Annotated in this window: 19 protein-coding genes; 15 read left to right on the top strand and 4 right to left on the bottom strand. The window is 68.7% G+C overall.

The features are described from left to right. Positions 1–15 precede the first annotated feature (15 nt). From AC3B5T_RS10310 to AC3B5T_RS10285, 6 genes are all read left to right on the top strand, one after another. Positions 16–912, top strand: a complete 897-nt coding sequence (locus AC3B5T_RS10310; protein ID WP_488358594.1) for a TIGR03621 family F420-dependent LLM class oxidoreductase — start codon at positions 16–18, stop codon at positions 910–912. A 77-nt stretch (positions 913–989) separates the two neighbouring features. Beyond that, complete coding sequence (locus AC3B5T_RS10305) at positions 990–1,625, top strand: DUF4178 domain-containing protein (protein WP_488358593.1); 636 nt, start codon at positions 990–992, stop codon at positions 1,623–1,625. A 56-nt stretch (positions 1,626–1,681) separates the two neighbouring features. Beyond that, positions 1,682–2,230, top strand: coding sequence for a DUF2617 family protein (locus AC3B5T_RS10300; protein WP_010842851.1), 549 nt, complete (start codon positions 1,682–1,684; stop codon positions 2,228–2,230). After that, on the top strand, positions 2,227–2,760 hold the full coding sequence (locus tag AC3B5T_RS10295; protein ID WP_488358592.1) for a DUF4247 domain-containing protein: 534 nt from the start codon (positions 2,227–2,229) through the stop codon (positions 2,758–2,760). Before AC3B5T_RS10300 ends, AC3B5T_RS10295 begins: the two co-directional genes overlap by 4 nt. A gap of 57 nt (positions 2,761–2,817) precedes the next feature. Continuing rightward, the gene (locus AC3B5T_RS10290) at positions 2,818–3,243 is read left to right on the top strand and encodes a DUF350 domain-containing protein (protein WP_010842853.1); all 426 of its coding nucleotides are present in this window, start codon (positions 2,818–2,820) and stop codon (positions 3,241–3,243) included. A 28-nt stretch (positions 3,244–3,271) separates the two neighbouring features. Continuing rightward, a complete protein-coding gene (locus tag AC3B5T_RS10285) occupies positions 3,272–4,858 on the top strand; it encodes a polyamine aminopropyltransferase (protein WP_488358591.1) in 1,587 nt (528 codons plus the stop codon). Here the strand turns inward: AC3B5T_RS10285 and AC3B5T_RS10280 are convergent. After that, entirely contained in the window at positions 4,852–5,802 is a 951-nt protein-coding gene (locus tag AC3B5T_RS10280) for an SDR family NAD(P)-dependent oxidoreductase (RefSeq protein WP_488358590.1), read from the bottom strand. The genes AC3B5T_RS10285 and AC3B5T_RS10280 overlap by 7 nt on opposite strands. Positions 5,803–5,883: 81 nt before the next feature. Between AC3B5T_RS10280 and AC3B5T_RS10275 the strand changes: the two genes are divergently transcribed. From AC3B5T_RS10275 to AC3B5T_RS10245, 7 genes are all read left to right on the top strand, one after another. Further along, complete coding sequence (locus AC3B5T_RS10275) at positions 5,884–6,495, top strand: TetR/AcrR family transcriptional regulator (protein WP_488358589.1); 612 nt, start codon at positions 5,884–5,886, stop codon at positions 6,493–6,495. Then, a complete protein-coding gene (locus tag AC3B5T_RS10270) occupies positions 6,488–7,678 on the top strand; it encodes a sensor histidine kinase (RefSeq protein WP_488358588.1) in 1,191 nt (396 codons plus the stop codon). The genes AC3B5T_RS10275 and AC3B5T_RS10270 overlap by 8 nt, the downstream gene beginning before the upstream one ends. 73 nt (positions 7,679–7,751) lie before the next feature. Further along, on the top strand, positions 7,752–8,567 hold the full coding sequence (locus AC3B5T_RS10265; protein ID WP_488358587.1) for a LytR/AlgR family response regulator transcription factor: 816 nt from the start codon (positions 7,752–7,754) through the stop codon (positions 8,565–8,567). Then, positions 8,560–8,997: a hypothetical protein gene (locus AC3B5T_RS10260; protein WP_488358586.1), complete on the top strand. Its 438-nt coding sequence runs from the start codon at positions 8,560–8,562 to the stop codon at positions 8,995–8,997. Before AC3B5T_RS10265 ends, AC3B5T_RS10260 begins: the two co-directional genes overlap by 8 nt. Then, positions 8,994–10,745 (top strand): sodium/solute symporter, encoded by a 1,752-nt coding sequence (locus AC3B5T_RS10255; RefSeq protein ID WP_488358585.1) that lies wholly within the window; start codon positions 8,994–8,996, stop codon positions 10,743–10,745. The genes AC3B5T_RS10260 and AC3B5T_RS10255 overlap by 4 nt, the downstream gene beginning before the upstream one ends. 173 nt (positions 10,746–10,918) lie before the next feature. Beyond that, positions 10,919–11,275 (top strand): DUF485 domain-containing protein, encoded by a 357-nt coding sequence (locus AC3B5T_RS10250; RefSeq protein ID WP_014925286.1) that lies wholly within the window; start codon positions 10,919–10,921, stop codon positions 11,273–11,275. Further along, entirely contained in the window at positions 11,272–12,924 is a 1,653-nt protein-coding gene (locus tag AC3B5T_RS10245; protein WP_488358584.1) for a solute symporter family protein, read from the top strand. Before AC3B5T_RS10250 ends, AC3B5T_RS10245 begins: the two co-directional genes overlap by 4 nt. A gap of 170 nt (positions 12,925–13,094) precedes the next feature. Here AC3B5T_RS10245 and AC3B5T_RS10240 read toward each other — a convergent pair whose 3' ends face one another. Together AC3B5T_RS10240 and AC3B5T_RS10235 are read right to left on the bottom strand one after the other, a co-directional pair. Beyond that, positions 13,095–14,507: an amidase gene (locus AC3B5T_RS10240; RefSeq protein WP_010842863.1), complete on the bottom strand. Its 1,413-nt coding sequence runs from the start codon at positions 14,505–14,507 to the stop codon at positions 13,095–13,097. A 9-nt stretch (positions 14,508–14,516) separates the two neighbouring features. Next, a complete protein-coding gene (locus tag AC3B5T_RS10235) occupies positions 14,517–15,131 on the bottom strand; it encodes a TetR/AcrR family transcriptional regulator (protein WP_055475711.1) in 615 nt (204 codons plus the stop codon). Positions 15,132–15,218: 87 nt separating this feature from the next. Between AC3B5T_RS10235 and AC3B5T_RS10230 the strand changes: the two genes are divergently transcribed. Continuing rightward, positions 15,219–16,472: an MFS transporter gene (locus AC3B5T_RS10230; protein ID WP_055475710.1), complete on the top strand. Its 1,254-nt coding sequence runs from the start codon at positions 15,219–15,221 to the stop codon at positions 16,470–16,472. A gap of 1 nt (position 16,473) precedes the next feature. Here the strand turns inward: AC3B5T_RS10230 and AC3B5T_RS10225 are convergent, their stop codons facing one another. Then, a complete protein-coding gene (locus tag AC3B5T_RS10225; RefSeq protein WP_055475709.1) occupies positions 16,474–17,100 on the bottom strand; it encodes a TetR/AcrR family transcriptional regulator in 627 nt (208 codons plus the stop codon). 220 nt (positions 17,101–17,320) lie between these two features. Here AC3B5T_RS10225 and AC3B5T_RS10220 point away from each other — a divergent pair, with 220 nt between their 5' ends. Next, complete coding sequence (locus AC3B5T_RS10220) at positions 17,321–18,514, top strand: acyl-CoA dehydrogenase family protein (protein WP_010842867.1); 1,194 nt, start codon at positions 17,321–17,323, stop codon at positions 18,512–18,514. The last annotated feature ends 1 nt before the right edge of the window (position 18,515 follow it).

The raw sequence follows: 18,515 nt of genomic DNA, 5'->3' as shown, positions 1-18,515 counted from the left end.
ATTAGCGTGATCCGTATGTCCGGCGCGCCCAGACCTTTCCGCTTCGGGGTCAACATGTTCACCGTCGACGACGCGGCCTCCTGGACGAGTCGCGCCCGCCACGTCGAAGACCTCGGCTACGACGTGCTGCTCTTCCCCGACCACCTCGGTGCGCCGAGCCCGTGGCCCGCGCTGTCCGTGGCGGCGACGGCGACGCAACGCCTCCGGCTCGGCACTTTCGTCCTCAACGCGGCATTCACGAACCCCGCGCTCCTCGCGCGCGACGTCGCCACCGTCGACCGGCTGTCCGGCGGACGGGTCGAACTCGGACTCGGCACCGGATATGCGAAGAACGAGTTCGAGGCGGCCGGCATCGACTTCGGGACCCCGGGCCGTCGTGTCGATCACCTGTCGTCCACGGTCAGGAAGGTGGCGTCCGCGCTCGACGACCCCGGCGTCGAGCCGCGGCCGGTGCAGGCGCGGGTACCGCTGATGGTCGCCGGGAACGGCGACCGCGTTCTCCGGGTCGCCGCCGACCACGCCGACATCGTCGCGTTCACGGCGGCCCGGACGAGTCGTGACGGCGAACTCCGGCTGCTCACCGCCGACGACTTCGAATCCCGCGTCGCCTTCGCCCGCCGGGCCGCGGGCGAACGCGTTCCCGACATCGAATGGAACCTGCTGGTACAGGTCGTCGCCGTCACCGACGACCCCGAGTCCGTGTTCGAGCGGACTCCCGGGGCCACCGAGGCCGCAGGCTCCGCCGAGGCGTTCGCGGAGCTGCCGACGGTCCTGGTCGGCTCCACGGCAGAGATCGCCGAGCGGCTCGTGGGGTTGCGCGCGCGGACCGGCATCTCCTACATCTCCGTCCACGAGCCGGCCCTGGAGGAATTCGCACCGATCATCCCGCTGCTGCGCGCCGCCGACGCCTGAGCGTCAGGAGCGATCGCGGTCATTCGCACCTTCGACGACTGCCATCCCGGGCGGCCAGGTCGGCTAGGGTCTGAACCGTGGAATTCCTGTTGATCATCATCGTGGCGCTGCTTGCGATCATCGCGGTGGTCGTCATCTTCAATTTCCTCGGCAACCGCAGGGCCCGGCAGGCCGAACAGGACGCCCTGCGCGAGCGGACCTACCGGCCCGGCGATCCCTTCTCCTCGGCCGACGACGATTCCGTCTACGGCGATCCCCGCGATCTCAAGCCGGGCGATCTCGTCGAACTGCGCGGTCAGACCTATGCAGTCCGCGGCACGCTGCGCCTGACCCAGGACGGCTACACCTGGACCGAGAACTTCCTGGACACCGGTGTCGGGTCCAAGGCCTGGATCTCGGTCGAGGACGATCCCGACCTCGAGGTCGTGCTGTGGCACGAGTTGCCCGGTGCAGCCGTCAGTCCCGGCCCCGACACCGTGGAGCTCGAAGGTCGTCGCTACCAGTCGGAGGAGGCGGGTTCGGCGCGCTTCACCTCCGCGGGCACGACCGGGCTCGCGACCTCCGGCCGGATGGCCTACCACGACTACCAGGCCGGCGACGACCGCCTCTCGTTCGAGGACTACGGCAGCGGCTGGGAGTGCGCCCGCGGTGAACTGCTGTCCCGGGCGGACTATCGAATCTATCCCAGCAACCCGGCTCCGGAGACGCCCTGACGGCCCGACCGCCGTCCACCCGACCGAGACGCCCTGAGCAGGGAGATCGCACCCGCATGACAGAGAACCCCGGACATCCCGGCGACCCCGCAGCACAACTGGCGGTCGCCTTCGCCGACACCAGCGCGGCACAGCTCGGCTTCTCACTGAGCGCACCGTTGCAGGAGCCCCTGGCACAGGAGGACCGCGACATCGACGGCATCACCGTGTCGGTGCGATTGCTCGGCGCGAGCCATCAGGTGCTCGTCGAGGACGGGGTGCAACGAATCTGTGAGACCGTCGCCTGCCTGCCTGATGTGACCTCGGCACTTCCGGAGAGTTTCCAGGAGAGCGGCTACTACTTCAGTTCCCGCGTCGAACAGGTGACCTCGGACCATCTCGCCGCACTCGTCGAACAACTGGCCGCGCGCGTCACCGAGCAGTTGGCGACCGGACATCCATGCGTGATGGGCCGCTTCCCCGGCGACCCGTATGCCGTCACCGCGATCGTCTCCGAGTCCACCGACGACGACATCAGCTGGCACACCTGGCACACCTACCCGAAAGCCGGCGAGGTCGTGATCACCTCCAGCAGAATCGACCGCGGACCGGTGGCCCGCCGATGACCGAGCAGTTCCCGCCCGACCGGCAGCCGGACCCGCGCCGCCGCCTCAACAAGATCCGCAACATCATCATCGGTGTGATCGTCGTGCTCACCGTTTTCGCGCTGATCGGCGCGTGCACCGCGCGAGTGGCCCGCGGGGGCGGAATCGGGGGGTCGGCGCGCGACTACATCTCCCAGAACTACGAGCGAGACACCTCGCTCGACGAGGGCGACGTCGACGCCTACGTCGCCGACGGGACCCCGGCGGAGGTCGCCGCCGACATCCGCGACGCCGAACGTCCCAGCGACCAGCGGACCGGCGCCACAGACGCGGGCAACATCTCCGGCACGCAGTTCCTGCAGTATCCCGACTACCTCGTCGGTCTGTTCCCGCTGGCCGCCGGGACCACCCGGGTGATGCTCAGCCGCGACTACCGGTCCGGCTACAACCACTACCACCCCTACGTCGGCGCGTTCTGGGTACCGACCCCCCGCTATGCGGGTAGCGGCAGCGGAAACCGCGGCGGCGGGAGCGGCGGTGGCGGCAAATGATCGTTGTCCGACCGGCCCGTCCCATCGAACTCGTCCGATCAACCAACGGAGAAGACCATGCTCGCTGATATCGCTGAGAATGCCTACGCGGCAGGCGCTTACGCCGGCGTCGGCGTGATCCTGATGATCGTGTCGTTCGGCATCCTCGACCTGCTCACGCCCGGGAAGCTCCGTTCGCAGCTGTGGACCGAGCGCAACCGCAACGCAGGCATCCTGGTGGGCTCCAACATGCTCGCCGTCGCCGTGATCGTCACCGCGGCCATCGTCGCGAGCGAAGGCCGGCTCCTCGAGGGACTCACCTACACCGCGGTGTACTCGGCGATCGGCCTGATCGTGATGGCGGTGACCTTCCTCGTCATCGACCTGCTGACCCCCGGGAATCTGGGCGAACTCCTGGTCCACCCGGAGACCCACCCGGCGGTCTGGGTGCAGGGCGTCGCACACATCGGGGTGTCGATCATCGTCGCCGCCTCCATCCTGTGACCGGGTCACCACACTCCCCCGTCCGTTGGTGACCGTCGACGACCCCGGTCCGGCGACGACCGACACCGCTCCGGACACGTTGGCGACGCGGCCGCGACTCGCCCGCGCCGGACTGCTCGGCGTCGTCTTCGTCTGCGCCGCGTGCGGCCTGGTGTACGAGCTCGCCCTGGTCTCGCTCGGGTCGTTCCTGATCGGCAACACCGCGACGCAGGCGTCGATCGTCCTCGCGGTGATGGTCTTCGCGATGGGGATCGGGTCGCTCGCGGCCAAACCCCTCCAGCCGCAGTCGGTCACGGCCTTCGCGGTGATCGAACTGCTGCTCGCGCTCATCGGCGGACTGTCCGTGATGGCACTCTACGCGGCGTTCGCGTACCTGGAGCTGTACACGCCCGCCCTCATCCTCGTGGCCTTCGTGCTCGGCATCCTGATCGGCGCCGAGATCCCGCTGCTGATGGTTCTGCTGCAACGGATTCGACGCCAGGAGGCCGGTTCGGCGGTCGCCGACATGTTCGCCGTCGACTACATCGGCGCCCTCATCGGTGGCCTGTGCTTCCCCTTCTTGCTGCTGCCGTGGTTCGGCCAGTTGCGAGGTGCTCTGGTCGTCGGACTCGTCAACGCCGCGGCCGGGTGCTTCCTCGTCTTCGTCATCTTCCGAAAGTCGATGTCGCGCACCCAGATGGCGGTCCTGTCCGCGTCGGCGATCGCGGTCGTCGCCGTCCTGGTCGCGGGACTGATGCTGTCCGGTCGCTTCGAGATCACCGCCCGCCAGGCCCTGTACCGGGATCCCATCGTCGCCGCCGAACGCAGTGCCTATCAGGACATCGTCATCACCGAGAACCGGTTCGGCGCAGCGGCCGACACCCGCCTGTACCTGAACGGCGACCTGCAGTTCTCCTCCGTCGACGAGCACCGCTATCACGAGACCCTGGTTCATCCGGCGATGTCCGGCGAGCGCGGCACCGTCCTGATCCTCGGCGGCGGTGACGGACTCGCGCTCCGCGAAGTGCTCACCTATCCCGACGCCCGCGACGTCACGCTCGTCGAACTCGACCCGGAGATGATCCGCCTGGCCCGGACCGACGAGCGTCTCACGACATTGAACCGGGGGGCGATGAGCGACCCCCGAGCCGAGGTGATCGCCGCCGACGCCTTCTCCTGGCTACGCGGCACCGACCGCCGGTTCGACGTGATCATCGTCGACATGCCCGATCCCGACGACTCGGCCACCGCGAAGCTGTATTCCACCGAGTTCTACGCGATGGTCCGTGCACATCTCACCCCGACGGGCCGGACCGTCGTGCAGGCCGGGTCGCCGTACTTCGCACCGAAATCGTTCTGGTGCGTGGCGTCGACCATGCGCGCGGCCGGGCTGGACCCGACCCCGTACCACGTCGACGTGCCGGCCTTCGGCGACTGGGGATTCCACCTGGCCGGCGCCGGCGGCCGCGTCACGCCGACCGTGCGGGCACCCGGCCCGCTCCGATTCCTCAGCCCCGAACAGATCTCTGCCGCAACGGTTTTCCCACTCGACAGGCAACAATTGAACGTGCCGCCCTCCACCCTGATGGACCCGAGGATCCTGCGGTACGCGCAAGGCGAGTGGGCGACCTACTGACGTCGGCACGTCTGCGAACGCAGATGCTCGAGGTGATCCCAGAGGTCGCGTTCGCGTTCGGCGTCATAACTCTCCGCTGATGAGTCGGACACCCGCCCACGGTCGACGTAGGCGCCGGTGGCCGCATGTGGCACACCGAGAATCGCCGACGCGAGACGCCGGCCCGCCGCGGCGGGCCGGTCCAGCGGGCCGACGAGGGTCAGACCCGGAACAACCCATCTGTTCGCCCACCGCTGCGGTACGCTCGCCGCCCGGACCAGGTCCGTACCGGGCACGTAACCCGGATTGTAGGAGACGATCTCGATCCCGTCGGGCAGGTGACGTGCCCACTCGTGGACGAGATGGATCGCCGCCAGCTTGCTGGTCGAGTACGCGGTTCGGCCGGAAGACGGGCTGGCGCCGCCGAACGCGCCGGGCCGGGACAACCGCGCCGGAGGGGCCCATCGTGGCGCCGGCACCAGGCCCAGATTGTGCCGGAAGTCGCCGAAGTGCGTGTCGCTCACCGTGAACGTGATCCGGGAACCGCGCGCCAGGTGTCCGCCGAGCTCACCGATCAGCACGTGATTCGCGAGCACGTTGACCGCGAAGGTCGCCTCGAGTCCGTCGACGGTGACCTGCCGGTCGTCGACGTATTGGATACCCGCGTTGCACGCCAGCCCCCGCAACGGTGGAAGGGCCGCGTCGTCGAGCATCTGCCGGATCTCCGCCGCCGCGGCAACCGTGCCCGCGGTGTCGGCGAGATCGGCATCGACCACGACGACGCGCGCGGCGTTCTCACCGAAACCGTCCACGAACCCGGCGGGTCCGCCTCCGCGGGCGAGCGCGACGAGGTGACAGGACAGATCTGTCGACACGATCGTCCGTGCGGCGACCAGGCCGATGCCGCGCGTTGCTCCCGTCATGACCAGCGTCCAGGCCGGGTTGGAGGTGGGGGGTGGGTTCATGTCGGCTCCCGCCGCTTGAGTTGACGTTGTCAACTCAAGAGAACCCTATTCGGTTGACAGTGTCAACTGTAGGGTGGAGCGATGACCACGAGGGCCGAGACCGCGGCACACACCCGGCAGGCACTGCTGGCGACGGCGTCGGCACTGCTCGACCAGGGCGGACCGGAAGCGGTGACCCTGCGCGAGGTCGGCAGTGGCGCCGGGGTTTCCCGGTCCGCCGCGTACCGGCACTTCGTCGGGAAGGACGAGTTGCTGGCGGCACTCGCCGCCGAGGCGTGGGCGGTCGTCGCCGACGGACTCGAGGTCATCGCGTCCGACCCGGACCTGTCCCCTGAGGACGCCGTGCGGACGGCGATGCACGCGCTGTCCGACCTCGGGCTGGACCGGCCACATCTGTACCGGCTCATGTTCGCGACTCCGGCGGGCGCGCCGGCCATCCCCGCCGCCGCCCGCGCGCAGGACGGTCTGATGTCCCTCGTGAGCCGTATCGTCGGCGCCGACGCCGCACGACACCATGCGGCGCTGCTGTTCGCGACGACGCACGGCCTCACCGACCTGGACACCCACGGCCACCTACCGCCCGACAAGTGGCGCGCCGACCGGCACACCCTCATCGATCTCGCCATCTCGTCGCTACCTCACGGAGACAGCGTCATCGGGCCCGACAAACATGACCGGAACGCCGATGTCTAGCGGGGTGACGATCGCCCTCGTCCTGCTCGGAGTGCTCGCGTGCGTCGGCGCGGTGGTGCTGATCCGCACCCGGCGCGTCGTGCGGACCCCGGCCGAGCGGGCGGTCCATCTCGCGCTGCACACCGCGTCCCTGGCCGCCCGCTCGCTGCGTACCGGACTCTCGGCGGAGTCCGCTCGCGAGGCACTGCCTCACCTGCTCACGCTCACCGGCGCCGAGGCGGTCGCCCTCTACGACGGTGAACCGAGCCGCCTCGCCCATCTGCCCGACGGCGACGACATCTGGGACAACGAGATGCTCGGTCACGCCGATCGTGCGGCGACCTCCGCGCTGGGCGACCTCCGGCGCGTACTGCTCACCGACCCCAGCGGCGCCGAGTCCCCGGTGCGCGCGCTCGTGGCCCAGCCCCTCCTCGCCGACGACGTCGGGGTCGGGGTCCTCGTGGTCGCCACGACCCGACGGCCCGGCCCCGGAATGCTCGGCGCCATCGCCGAAGTCGCGCGGTACGCGTCGAGTCAGATCGAACTCGCCGACCTCGACGCCTCACGCGCACGACTCAACCGCGCCGAGGTCCTCGCACTGCGCGCGCAGATCAGTCCGCACTTCATCTACAACGCGCTGAACACCATCGCCTCGTTCGTGCGGACCGACCCCGACCGCGCGCGCGAGCTCGTCCTCGACTTCGCCGACTTCACCCGGTACTCCTTCCGGGCCGCGGGCGAGTACACCGTGCTCGCGGACGAACTGCGCAACATCGACCGCTACCTGACGCTCGAACGAGCCCGCTTCGGCAACGCACTCGACGTCAAATTGCATGTCGCGCCCGAGGTCCTGAACGTCGTCGTACCGTTCCTCGCGCTGCAACCGCTCGTCGAGAACGCCGTACGGCACGGCCTCGCGTCGAAAGGCGGGGGCACCATCACCATCGTCGCGGCCGACGAGGGCACCGACTGTGTCATCACGGTCGAGGACGACGGCGTGGGCATGGAACCGGAACTCCTGCGCAGCGGTGCCCTCGACGCCCTCGATCACGGCGAGGGCGCGCACGTCGGCCTGACCAATGTCGACCACCGGCTCCGCGCCGCCTTCGGCAACGACTACGGGCTCGTCGTCGAGACGGCCGTCGGCGCCGGCACCAAAGTGGGCATGCGCGTTCCGAAGTTCCGCGCGGGCATCCGGGCGTGAACGCCCGGTTCGGGCGGGTGCGCGAACCCCAGGGCGGTAAACTGCGGTCTGTCGTCGAGGCGGGAGGTGTTCCATGACCGCATTGGTGGTACTCGCGGTCGACGACGAACCACCCGCTCTCGACGAGCTCGGTTACCTGCTGAACCGGCAGGACGACGTCGCCGAGGTCTGGTCCGCCTCCGACGCCACCGGCGCCCTCCGCGAGCTCAACGACCATCGCATCGATGCGATCTTCCTCGACATCAACATGCCCGGCCTGTCGGGACTCGAACTCGCCGGCGTGCTGGCGAAGTACGCCTCGCCCCCGGCGATCGTGTTCGTCACCGCCCACGACGACCGCGCCGTCGACGCGTTCGAGGTCGGCGCGGTCGACTACCTGCTCAAACCTCTTCGCGAGCAACGTCTCACGCAGGCGGTCGAGCGGGTCCGCGCCAGCCTCGAGCGCCGCGGACGCACACCCGAACCCGAGCAGACGGCCGCTCGCCCGGACCGCCGCACCGGCTCCGACGATGTCATCCCGGTCGAGATGAGCGGCGTGACCTCGCTCGTCCGACGCGACTCGATCTCCTGGGTCGAAGCCGTCGGCGATTACGCCCGCCTGCATGCCGACTCGGGCGCCCACCTCGTGCGCATCCCGTTGTCGACCCTCGAATCCCGCTGGCAGGAGACCGGTTTCGCGCGAGTACACCGGTCCTACCTCGTCGCGCTGCCCATGGTCACCGGCCTGCGCACCGTCGGCGGCGGCACCGTGGTGTGCGTTCGCGCGAACGGCGCGTCCGACGCCGTCGAACTACCCGTGAGCCGCCGTCAGGTCCGCGAACTCAAGGACCGTCTCATCCGGGATCCGCTGCGCCAGTACCGTTCCCCCACCGGCCGAGACGATGGCTGAGCACCCGCCCCAGCGCGAACGCGTGGTGCTCGCCGCGCGCCGCGGGGCGCGGATGGTGCGCACCCGCGTCGAGGTCCAGGAACAGACCGAGGTCGGCGACGCGCTCGTGCGGGGCCTCATGCGCGCCCAGCTCGGCCTCGCCCTCCGACTCGGTGGCGCCCTGCTCGCCGTCTCGGCCGCGATACCTGTTGCCGCCTGGCTGTTCCCGGGCATCGCCGACGCCGAGGTCTTCGGCATCCGCCTGATCTGGCTGGTGCTGGGGCTGCTCGCGTTCCCGGTCCTCTACCTGACCGGCCGACTGTACGTACATCTCGCCGAACAGGCCGAACGCGACTTCATGGGCCTCGTCGACGACGACCCGACCGACCCCGTCGGGGACGACCCGGCCGACCCCGTCGGGGACGATGTGCCAGAGCAGGGGCCGCCGTGACGGCCGAGGTCCACGCCCTCACCGCGGTCGGTCTGTTCGCCGCCGCCATCGCCACCATCGTCGTGGGTGCGTGGGGCGGCCGGTTCTCGCGCACCACCTCCGATTTCCTCGTGGCGTCCCGGACCGTCGGCTCGCGGTGGAACGCCGCCGCGGTCTCCGGCGAATACCTCTCGGCGGCATCGTTCCTCGGAGTCGCCGGGCTCATCGCGAAGTACGGCGCCGATGCCCTCTGGTACCCCGTGGGATTCACCGCCGGATATCTGGGCCTGTTGCTGTTCGTCGCTGCGCCACTGCGTCGATCCGGGGCCTACACGGTGCCCGACTTCGCCGAGTTCCGCCTCGCCTCCACGGCCGCGCGGAAGACGGCGATGCTCGTCGTGGTCGTCGTGTGCGTGCTGTACCTCATCCCCCAGTTCCAGGGCGCGGGCCTCACCCTCAACATCCTGCTCGGCGCCCCGGTGTGGGCCGGCGTGGTCGGCGTCGGCCTGATCGTCATCGTGAACGTCGTCGGCGGCGGCATGCGGTCGATCACCTTCGTGCAGGCCTTCCAGTACTGGCTCAAACTGACCGCGATCGCGGTCCCCGCCCTCGTCCTGATCGGTGTCTTCGCCCAGGACCCCACCCCGGTCGGGGAACCCGCACCGCCGCGCATCACCACCGCGACCACCGTCGACGTCACCACCGACGTGTCGGTCACCGTCGCCGAGACCACCGGCGTGCGGGTCACAGGGACGCTGGACGGAGTCGGCGTCGACGACGCGCCCGTGGCCACCACCGGACCGCACGTGATCTCCGCCGGTTCAACCATCTTTCTCGACGCCGGAGCGGCGACCCCCGTCGTCGCGGGCGCGCCGACGCAGAACGCCGACTGGATCGCCCCCGGCGGTGGGTTCGGCGGCAATCATCCGCTCTACCAGGTGCTGTCGCTGATCATCGCGACGTTCCTCGGCGTGATGGGTCTGCCGCACGTGCTGGTGCGCTTCTACACCAACCCCGACGGTCGATCGGCTCGACGGACGGCGCTGGCCGTCATCGCCCTGCTGTCGCTGTTCTATCTCTTCCCGATCCTGCTGGGCGTGTTCGCGCGGCTCTACGTCCCCGAACTGCTGATCACCGGTACCGCCGACGCCGCGGTCCTGCTGTTGCCCAGCGCGGCCGTCGGCGGTATCGCCGGCCAGATCCTGGCCGCCCTCGTCGCAGCGGGGGCGATCGCCGCCTTCCTCGCCACCTCGTCGGGGTTGCTGGTGTCGGTCGCCGGCGCGCTCGCCACCGATCTGCTGCGGGGTCGCGTCCGCGATTTCCGGGTGGCCGCGGTCATCGGCGGACTGATCCCGATCGGCCTGTCCCTGGCGGCCGCCTCCCTCGAACTGTCCCGGACTGTCGGACTGGTGTTCGCGGTCGCCGCGTCGACGCTGTGCCCGCTGCTGGTACTGGGGATCTGGTGGCGCGGGCTGACGGCCGTCGGCGCCATCGCCGGGCTCATCGTCGGTGGCGCGTCGTCGGGTTCGGCGACGATGCTGGCGATCGCGGGCGTCGCCGACGACGACGTGCTGGGCGGGTGGCTCGAGGTCGTGATCGGCTACCCGGCCGCGGTCACGGTCCCTCTCGCGTTCGGCACGATGGTGCTGGTCAGCCGGATGACCCGACGTCGGGTACCCGCCGATCTCGCGCGCACGTTCGCTCGGATGCACGTGCCGGAACGCGTCGGGATGGGCCTGGACCGCACACCCGGACGGGCGTCGGACTGACCGATCGGAGGGGTGACCGCTCGCCGTTCGTCGGACGTCACCGACCGTCCGTCGCATAGGATGCGGGCTTCGGCGTGTGATCCAGGCCACCCGATTGCCTGTGATCTGGACCTCATTCAGGCTGACTGTCGTAGAGCCATCACACATGTGGCCACGTCACCCTGGGAGGAAACGTGTCGACCGTCGACCAACCACCACCGGCGCCACACGCGCCGACCGGCGAAGAATTCATCGAGATGCAGGCCAGTCCGGAGTTCCAGGAACTGCGGCGGACCCTGCGGAAGTTCGTCTTCCCGCTCACCGCGTTCTTCCTGATCTGGTACGCCCTCTACGTGCTACTCGGCGCGTTCGCGCATGACTTCATGGCGACCCGGGTCTGGGGCAACATCAACCTCGGTCTCATCCTCGGTCTGCTGCAGTTCGTCAGCACGTTCGTCATCACCGGCATGTACGTACGCTTCGCCAATCGCCACCTCGACCCGAAGGCCGAGGCGATCCGCAACGAGATGGAAGGCGGTCCCTCGCTGTGAACGCGAATGTCCACACCACCGATGTGACCGTCCTCGCGGCGACCGTCGGCAGCCCTGTCGCCAACATCGCCATCTTCGCCGCCTTCGTCGCGGTCACGATGTTCGTGGTCATCAGGGCCAGCAAGAACAACACCACCGCCGCCGACTTCTTCACCGGCGGCCGCGGATTCTCCGGACCACAGAACGGGATCGCCATCGCCGGCGACTACCTGTCGGCGGCCAGCTTCCTCGGCATCGCGGGCGCCATCGCGGTCTACGGCTACGACGGCTTCCTCTACTCCATCGGATTCCTCGTCGCGTGGCTCGTCGCCCTGCTGCTCGTGGCCGAATTGCTGCGCAACACCGGCAAGTTCACGATGGCCGACGTCCTCAGCTTCCGGCTCAAGCAACGGCCCGTCCGCCTGGCCGCGGCGATCTCCACCCTCGCCGTGTCTCTGTTCTACCTGCTCGCCCAGATGGCCGGTGCCGGCGGCCTTGTCGCGCTGCTCCTCGACATCGAGGGACGCGTCGGTCAGTCCATCGTCATCGCCGTCGTCGGTGCGCTGATGATCGTCTACGTGCTCATCGGCGGCATGAAGGGCACCACCTGGGTGCAGATCATCAAGGCCGTCCTGCTCATCGCGGGTGCCGGCATCATGACCGTCATCGTCCTGGCCAAGTTCGGCATGAACCTGTCGTCGATCCTCGGGGCGGCACAGGACGCCGTCACCGACTCGACCAGCGAAAAGGTCGCCTCGCGTGACGTTCTCGCTCCCGGCGCCCAGTACGGCGGTTCGCTCACGAGTCAGATCAACTTCATCTCGCTCGCCATCGCACTCGTCCTCGGCACCGCGGGACTGCCGCACGTGCTGATGCGCTTCTACACCGTGCCGACCGCCAAGGAGGCCCGCAAGTCGGTGGTCTGGGCCATCGCCCTGATCGGTGCCTTCTACCTGTTCACGCTGGTGCTCGGCTACGGTGCGGCCGCCCTGGTCGGACCGGACAAGATCCTCGACGCCGCCGGCGGACAGAACTCCGCGGCACCACTGCTGGCGTTCGAGCTCGGCGGCGTCGTCCTCCTGGGCATCATCTCGGCGGTCGCCTTCGCCACCATCCTCGCCGTGGTCGCCGGCCTCGCCATCACCGCGTCGGCGTCGTTCGCCCACGACATCTACGCGTCGGTGATCAAGCGCAACAAGGCAAGTGAGGCCGACCAGGTCCGCGTCTCGCGGTACACCGTCGTCGTCCTCGGCATCGTGAGCATCATCCTCGGCATCCTCGCCAACGGCCAGAACATCGCCTTCCTGGTGGCGCTGGCCTTCGCGATCGCCGCGGCCGCGAACCTGCCGACGATCGTCTACTCGCTCTACTGGAAGCGCTTCAACACCCGCGGCGCCCTGTGGAGCATGTACGGCGGCCTGATCTCCACGATCGTGCTGATCATCTTCTCCCCCGCCGTCTCCGGGTCGTCGACCGCCATGATCTCCGGCGCCGACTTCGCCTGGTTCCCCCTGGCCAACCCGGGCATCATCTCGATCCCGCTGGCCTTCGTCCTCGGTATCGTCGGCACGCTGACGACCCCGTCGGACAACGGCACCCCGGAGCGCAACGCCGAGATGGAGGTCCGCTCCCTCACCGGCATCGGCGCGGAGAAGGCCGTGCAGCACTAGGCAACTCGCGCCCGCCAGATCCACCGACCAACAGACGCACCACCGGCTTCCGGTGGTGCGTCTGTTGGTGGCGATCGCCGACGATCGCACTCCCGCGTCGCCGTTTCCGTCCCGCTTATCGAATCCAATCAGCGCGACGGAAACGTCACCGCGGGAACGGATTACGCGAGTCAGGCGTCCTGGATCCGTGCGAACGGCGCGGCAGCCTCGAGCTCGAAGGCCAACTCGAGGAGTGTGCGCTCCTGGCCGAGGTCGGCGGCGAAATGGATGCCCACGGGCATGCCCGACTCCGTCTGTCCGAGAGGCAGACTGATCGCCGGGGTGCCGGCGGTGTTGTTGGCCGGGGTGAACGCGATGAATCCGGTCAGCCGGTCCATGGCCTCGTCGAATTCGATTGCCGGATCGAGATATCCGATCTCGGGGGTCGCGTGGACGACGGTCGGGGTGAGGATCACGTCGAAGGTGTCGTGCAGACCCCGGATCGTGGCGGTGGACTTCTTCAGCCCCCGGACCGCACCGGGTAGCCGGTAGAAATGACGCAGAGCGTTGCGCGACAGACCGCGGGTGAACGAGTCCACCTGCGACCGATCGAATCCCTTGTCGACCACCCGCTTTCCGAACCGATCCAGCGCCAGGGCCAACAACGACCAGTAGTCGATGAAGTCCCGGACGTAGTCACGGTCGACCGGCAACGGCACCATCTCGGTGCGGTGCCCGAGAGACTCGACGAGCTCGGCCGCCTCGGCGACACATCGCTGGGTGTCCCGGTCGAGCAGGGAGCCGGTCAGCGGTTCGGTGATCAGCGCGATCTTCAGTCGCTTGGTGCCCGGACCTTCGACGACCCCGACGGGCGGCATCCCGGGCGCGGGCCGGAAACCCTGCGTGTCGGCCAGGAACCGCGCGGTGTCGCGCACCGAACGGCTGACGATCCCGTTGGACACCAGGTCGATCGGCGCGTCGCGCGTCTCTTTCGACGACTCGACCCGCCCGCGGCTCGGCTTGAGCCCCACCAGACCACAGATCGCGGCCGGAATCCGGATCGACCCACCACCGTCGTTGGCGTGTGCGATCGGCAATGCACCGGAAGCGACCAGCGCCGCCGAACCGCCGGACGAACCACCCGAGGAGTAGTCGGTGTCCCACGGGTTGCGCGTCGGCTCACGGTCGACGAACTCCGTCGTCGAGGTCAGCCCGAAGGCGGGCATCGTCGACGCTCCGACGACGTTGACCCCGCTGGCCAGGAACTGGTTGGTGAAGGCCTCGTTGGCCGCGGCCGGCCGCGGTGGCACCGCAGCCGACCCATGGCAGGTCGGCAGTCCCGCGAAGTCGGTGTTGTTCTTGATGATCGACGGCACCCCGATGAACGATCCCAGCGGGAAGTCGTTGTCGACAGCGCGTTTCCGGGCGCGCTCGCGGTCGTCGAAGGCGATCGCGTTGAGGTGCGGGTTGACGGCGTCGACCCGGGCGATCGCGGCCTCGACCGCTTCCGCGGCGGAGATCTGACCGGAGGAGATCGCGTCGGCGATGCCGACCGCGTCGTGCTCGCCGAGTGCGTCGTCGGTGAACGCGTGGACGTGTTTCATGCCCGGACCCTACCGCCTCGGCGCGGCCCCGATCATCGACAAGACGTCACCGACCAGTCGGCGGGCGTGATCGGCGTCGAGTTCGAGCCCGAACACCGCGTGGTGGTACAGGGGGGCGATCACGTGGTCGAGCACCTGACGCACCGACGGGGTGGGTTCGCCGCGCTCCTGCGCCCGCGCGATCATCTGTTCGGCGTGCTCCCGCCGGATCTCCCAGCACGGACAGACCTCGACGATGTCCTCGCGGGCCGCGACCATGGCGCGCAGATACGCCCGGCGCTTGGGGCGCGCGATGTCGGCGGCGATGATCTGCGCCCACTCGGACAGATCGTCGACGAGGGTGCCGGTGTCGGGTAGCGGTTCGCCCTGCGTCAGGGCCGCAACGGCAACCTCCCCGAGCAGCGCGTCGATCGTTCCCCACCGTCGATAGATGCTCGTCGGATTGACCCCGGCGAGTTCGGCGACCTCAGGGATCGTCATCGTCTCGCGGCGTCCGGCACCGACGAGCTGCCCGACCGCTGTGTAGACCGCCGATTGCACGCGCGCGCTGCGGCCACCGGGGCGTCGGGTCGGCGAGGCAGAGGCGCCGGGAGTCGGCTTGTCGTGGGTGCGGGCCGTCGTCATGGAAGCCATTATTGCAAAGTTGGTTGCTTTTGGAACCAGGTCCGGGCTACTTTTTGAATGCAACTCTGTTTGCTTTAAGGAGACCTCGTGACGCCACTTCATCCCCATCGCGCGTTCTGGCTGATCGCGGCGACCTACATGATGGTCCTGTTCGCGTCTGCGGCACCTTCGCCGTTGTACCCCGTCTACCAGGAACTCTGGGGGTTCTCCGCGCTCACGCTGACGCTTGTGTTCGCGGTGTATGTGGTGACCATGCTGCTGAGCCTCCTCACGGTCGGGTCTCTTTCCGATCATGTCGGCCGTCGGCCAGTCCTCGCCGTCGCGCTCGTCCTGCTCATTGCGAGCATGGTGCTGTTCGTCGTCGCCCAGGACGTCGGCACCCTGCTGGCCGCACGTGCCCTACAAGGCCTCGCCACCGGGGCGGCGATGGGCACCTTGACCGCGACCACGGTCGATCTGCAGCCCTCGGCCCGTACCGGATCGACGATCGTCGGCGCAGCCCCGGCGATCGGCCTGGCGAGCGGCGTCGCCGTGGCCGGTGTGCTCGTCGAGTACGCACCCGCGCCCCGCGTCCTGATCTACGAGATCATTCTCGGCCTGTTCGCCGCACTGCTGATAGCCCTGCTCGTCGTCCCGGAGACCCGCGAGCGGGTCGGCTTCGATTCCCGACGCCACCTGGCGGGCACGCTCGCACCGCAGGTGCGCGTGCCCCGCGAGGTCCGCACGGTGTTCCTGGCCTCGGTCCCCGCGCTCGTCGCCACCTGGTCCCTCGGCGGCCTGTATCTCTCCCTCGGCTCGTCGGTGGTCTCCCGCGTGTTCGGCGTGGACAACCACGGCGCGGCGGGCGCCATCCTGTTCGTCTTCTTCGCCTGCGCGGCCGTCACGTCCCTGTTCGTCACCGATCGCTCGTCGACGGTCAAGGCGGCGTACGGATTTCCCGCACTCGCCGCCGGCGTGGTGATCTCACTGGCCGGGGTCCTCATCGAATCCCTGCCCCTCTACATCGTCGGTTCGATCGTGGCAGGCTCGGGCTGGGCCGCCACCTTCCTCTCCGCGATGGACAACATCACCGCCGCGACCCCGCCGGCCCAGCGCGGTCAGGTCTTCTCGTCGGTGTTCGTGGCGAGCTACCTCGCATTCAGCGTCCCGGCCGTGATCGCCGGAATCCTCGTCTCGCACATCGGGTTGCGCGACACCATCATCGGCTACGTCGGCTACGTCCTCGCGATGGTGATGGTCGCGGCGGCATTCGCGGTGACGGTGCGCCGCCGGGCGACCTCAGCAGCCGGTGATGCCGTCAAAGACTCTCCGTCGAAACCGGAACCGGCACACAAGGGCTGAGTCACCCCGGGCCCGGCGGGCGCCATCCGACCATCCGCGCGGCCAGCTCCGCGTAGAAGGCACCCATCTCCTCGGGCGACAGTGAACCCCCCTCGCGATACCAACGCGCGACATCGATTCCCATCGACAACATCGCGTTGGTGGTGGCGAGTGAATCGGCGACAGCGAAGTCGCCGTCGTCGATTCCGGCGTCGACGACTGCCCGCACTCGCCGGGTGATCTCGCGGCGCATGGCCATCACGGTGTCCAGGTGGTCGGGTGCGAGTGAGTTCAGCTCGTAATTCACCACCCGCCCGCCCACATGTTCGCGCGCGTGGTGCTCGGTGAACGCGTGGACGATCGCCCGCAACCGGTCGCCGGGGGACGCCGAAGGATCGTCGGCCTCGTCGATCGCCGCGAGGATGGCGCGGTGACCGGCATCGGAGATCTCGAACAGCAGCTCCTCTTTGGAGCGGAAGTGCACATAGACCGCCGCCGAACTCATCTGCGCGCCGTTGGCGATGTCCCGCGTGGTGGTGCCGTTGAAACCCTTCGCGGCGAACGCCTCGACGGCTGCACGCAGGAGCCGGGCCCGCGCGGCCATCGGCCGCGCCTGCTGCACCGGGTCGGCGGACGGGCCCACATTCATCCCTTCGGAACGGTCTCCAGGCGCCTGCGCGACGGCCGTGATTGACAGCATCCGGCCCGCGCGGCATAGTGCAACCTATCACTGAGCAAGCGCTTAGTCACCAGTGGTTCGGCTGGCTCGTCCAGCAGGACCGCGCACGACGGAGGCCCTCGTTCGAACGCCATCGCCCGGACGCCGTCGCCCGAGTACGGACACCTTCGACAGGAGTAGAGAAGAACCCATGCAGCTGACATTCAGTCCTGAAGAAGAGGCCTTCCGCGAGGAGTTGCGCAGCATCTTCGCCAAGGTCCCCGAAGACGTCCGCAAGCGGTGCGAAGAGGGCAAGCTCAACTACCCCGAGGATCTCGTCACCACCACCCGCATCCTCAACGAGCACGGCGTCGCCACCCCGAGCTGGCCCGTCGAGCACGGCGGCAAGGACTGGACCCCGATCCAGCACCACATCTACCGCGAGGAGATGAGCCTCGCGTTCGTCCCCGACATGCTCCCCTTCAACGTCGGCATGATCGGCCCGGTCATCGCGCAGTTCGGGTCCGACGAGCTGAAGGAACGCTTCCTCGCCAAGACCGCCAACCTCGACATCTGGTGGTGCCAGGGCTTCTCCGAGCCCGAGGCCGGATCCGATCTGGCGTCGCTCAAGACCCGCGCGGTCCGCGACGGCGACCACTACGTGATCAACGGTCAGAAGACCTGGACCACACTCGGCCAGTTCGCGGACTGGATCTTCTGCCTCGCGCGCACCAACCCGGACGTGAAGAAGCAGGCCGGCATCAGCATGTTCCTGTTCCCGATGGACACCCCGGGCGTCGAGATCCGCCCGATCCAGCTCATCGACGGCAGCTACGAGGTCAACGAGGTCTTCTTCAACGACGTCCGCGTCCCCGCGGAGAACATGGTCGGCGAGGAGAACAGCGGCTGGACGCAGGCCAAGTTCCTGCTCGGCAACGAGCGCAACGGCATCGCCCGGGTCGGTTACACCAAGGCCAAGCTCGCCCGCGCCAAGGAACTGGCCAAGCAGACGCGTACCGCCAAGGGCACCCTGCTCGACGATCCGCTGTTCGCGGCACGTCTGGCCGAGGTGGAGAACGAACTGCTCGCGCTCGAGCTCACCCAGCTGCGTGTCGCCGCGTCGTCGGCAGACGGCAAGCCGAACCCCGCGTCGTCGCTGCTCAAGCTGACCGGTAGCCAGCTGCAGCAGGCCGCGATGGAGCTGATCGCCGACATCGCCGGCCCCGACTCGCTTCCGGTGGCACAGCTCGACGCGTCGGCACCGAACGGCAGCGCCGAGGTGAGCGCCCCCGAGTGGGCCCAGCTTGCGGCCCCGACCTACCTCAACTACCGCAAGGTCACGATCTACGGCGGCTCGTCGGAAGTCCAGCGCCAGATCATCGACAAGGCCGTCCTGGGCCTCTGAG

The organism is Gordonia sp. G4 (genome assembly GCF_057770005.1).
This window is presented reverse-complemented; position numbering and strand designations above follow the sequence as displayed.

Coding starts and splice junctions, on each gene's coding strand:
- AC3B5T_RS10310 (WP_488358594.1), top strand. CDS start 16: ATGTCCGGCGCGCCCAGACCTTTCCGCTTCGGGGTCAACATGTTCACC.
- AC3B5T_RS10300 (WP_010842851.1), top strand. CDS start 1,682: ATGACAGAGAACCCCGGACATCCCGGCGACCCCGCAGCACAACTGGCG.
- AC3B5T_RS10295 (WP_488358592.1), top strand. CDS start 2,227: ATGACCGAGCAGTTCCCGCCCGACCGGCAGCCGGACCCGCGCCGCCGC.
- AC3B5T_RS10290 (WP_010842853.1), top strand. CDS start 2,818: ATGCTCGCTGATATCGCTGAGAATGCCTACGCGGCAGGCGCTTACGCC.
- AC3B5T_RS10280 (WP_488358590.1), bottom strand. CDS start 5,802: ATGAACCCACCCCCCACCTCCAACCCGGCCTGGACGCTGGTCATGACG.
- AC3B5T_RS10275 (WP_488358589.1), top strand. CDS start 5,884: ATGACCACGAGGGCCGAGACCGCGGCACACACCCGGCAGGCACTGCTG.
- AC3B5T_RS10270 (WP_488358588.1), top strand. CDS start 6,488: ATGTCTAGCGGGGTGACGATCGCCCTCGTCCTGCTCGGAGTGCTCGCG.
- AC3B5T_RS10265 (WP_488358587.1), top strand. CDS start 7,752: ATGACCGCATTGGTGGTACTCGCGGTCGACGACGAACCACCCGCTCTC.
- AC3B5T_RS10260 (WP_488358586.1), top strand. CDS start 8,560: ATGGCTGAGCACCCGCCCCAGCGCGAACGCGTGGTGCTCGCCGCGCGC.
- AC3B5T_RS10240 (WP_010842863.1), bottom strand. CDS start 14,507: ATGAAACACGTCCACGCGTTCACCGACGACGCACTCGGCGAGCACGAC.
- AC3B5T_RS10235 (WP_055475711.1), bottom strand. CDS start 15,131: ATGACGACGGCCCGCACCCACGACAAGCCGACTCCCGGCGCCTCTGCC.
- AC3B5T_RS10225 (WP_055475709.1), bottom strand. CDS start 17,100: ATGAATGTGGGCCCGTCCGCCGACCCGGTGCAGCAGGCGCGGCCGATG.
- AC3B5T_RS10220 (WP_010842867.1), top strand. CDS start 17,321: ATGCAGCTGACATTCAGTCCTGAAGAAGAGGCCTTCCGCGAGGAGTTG.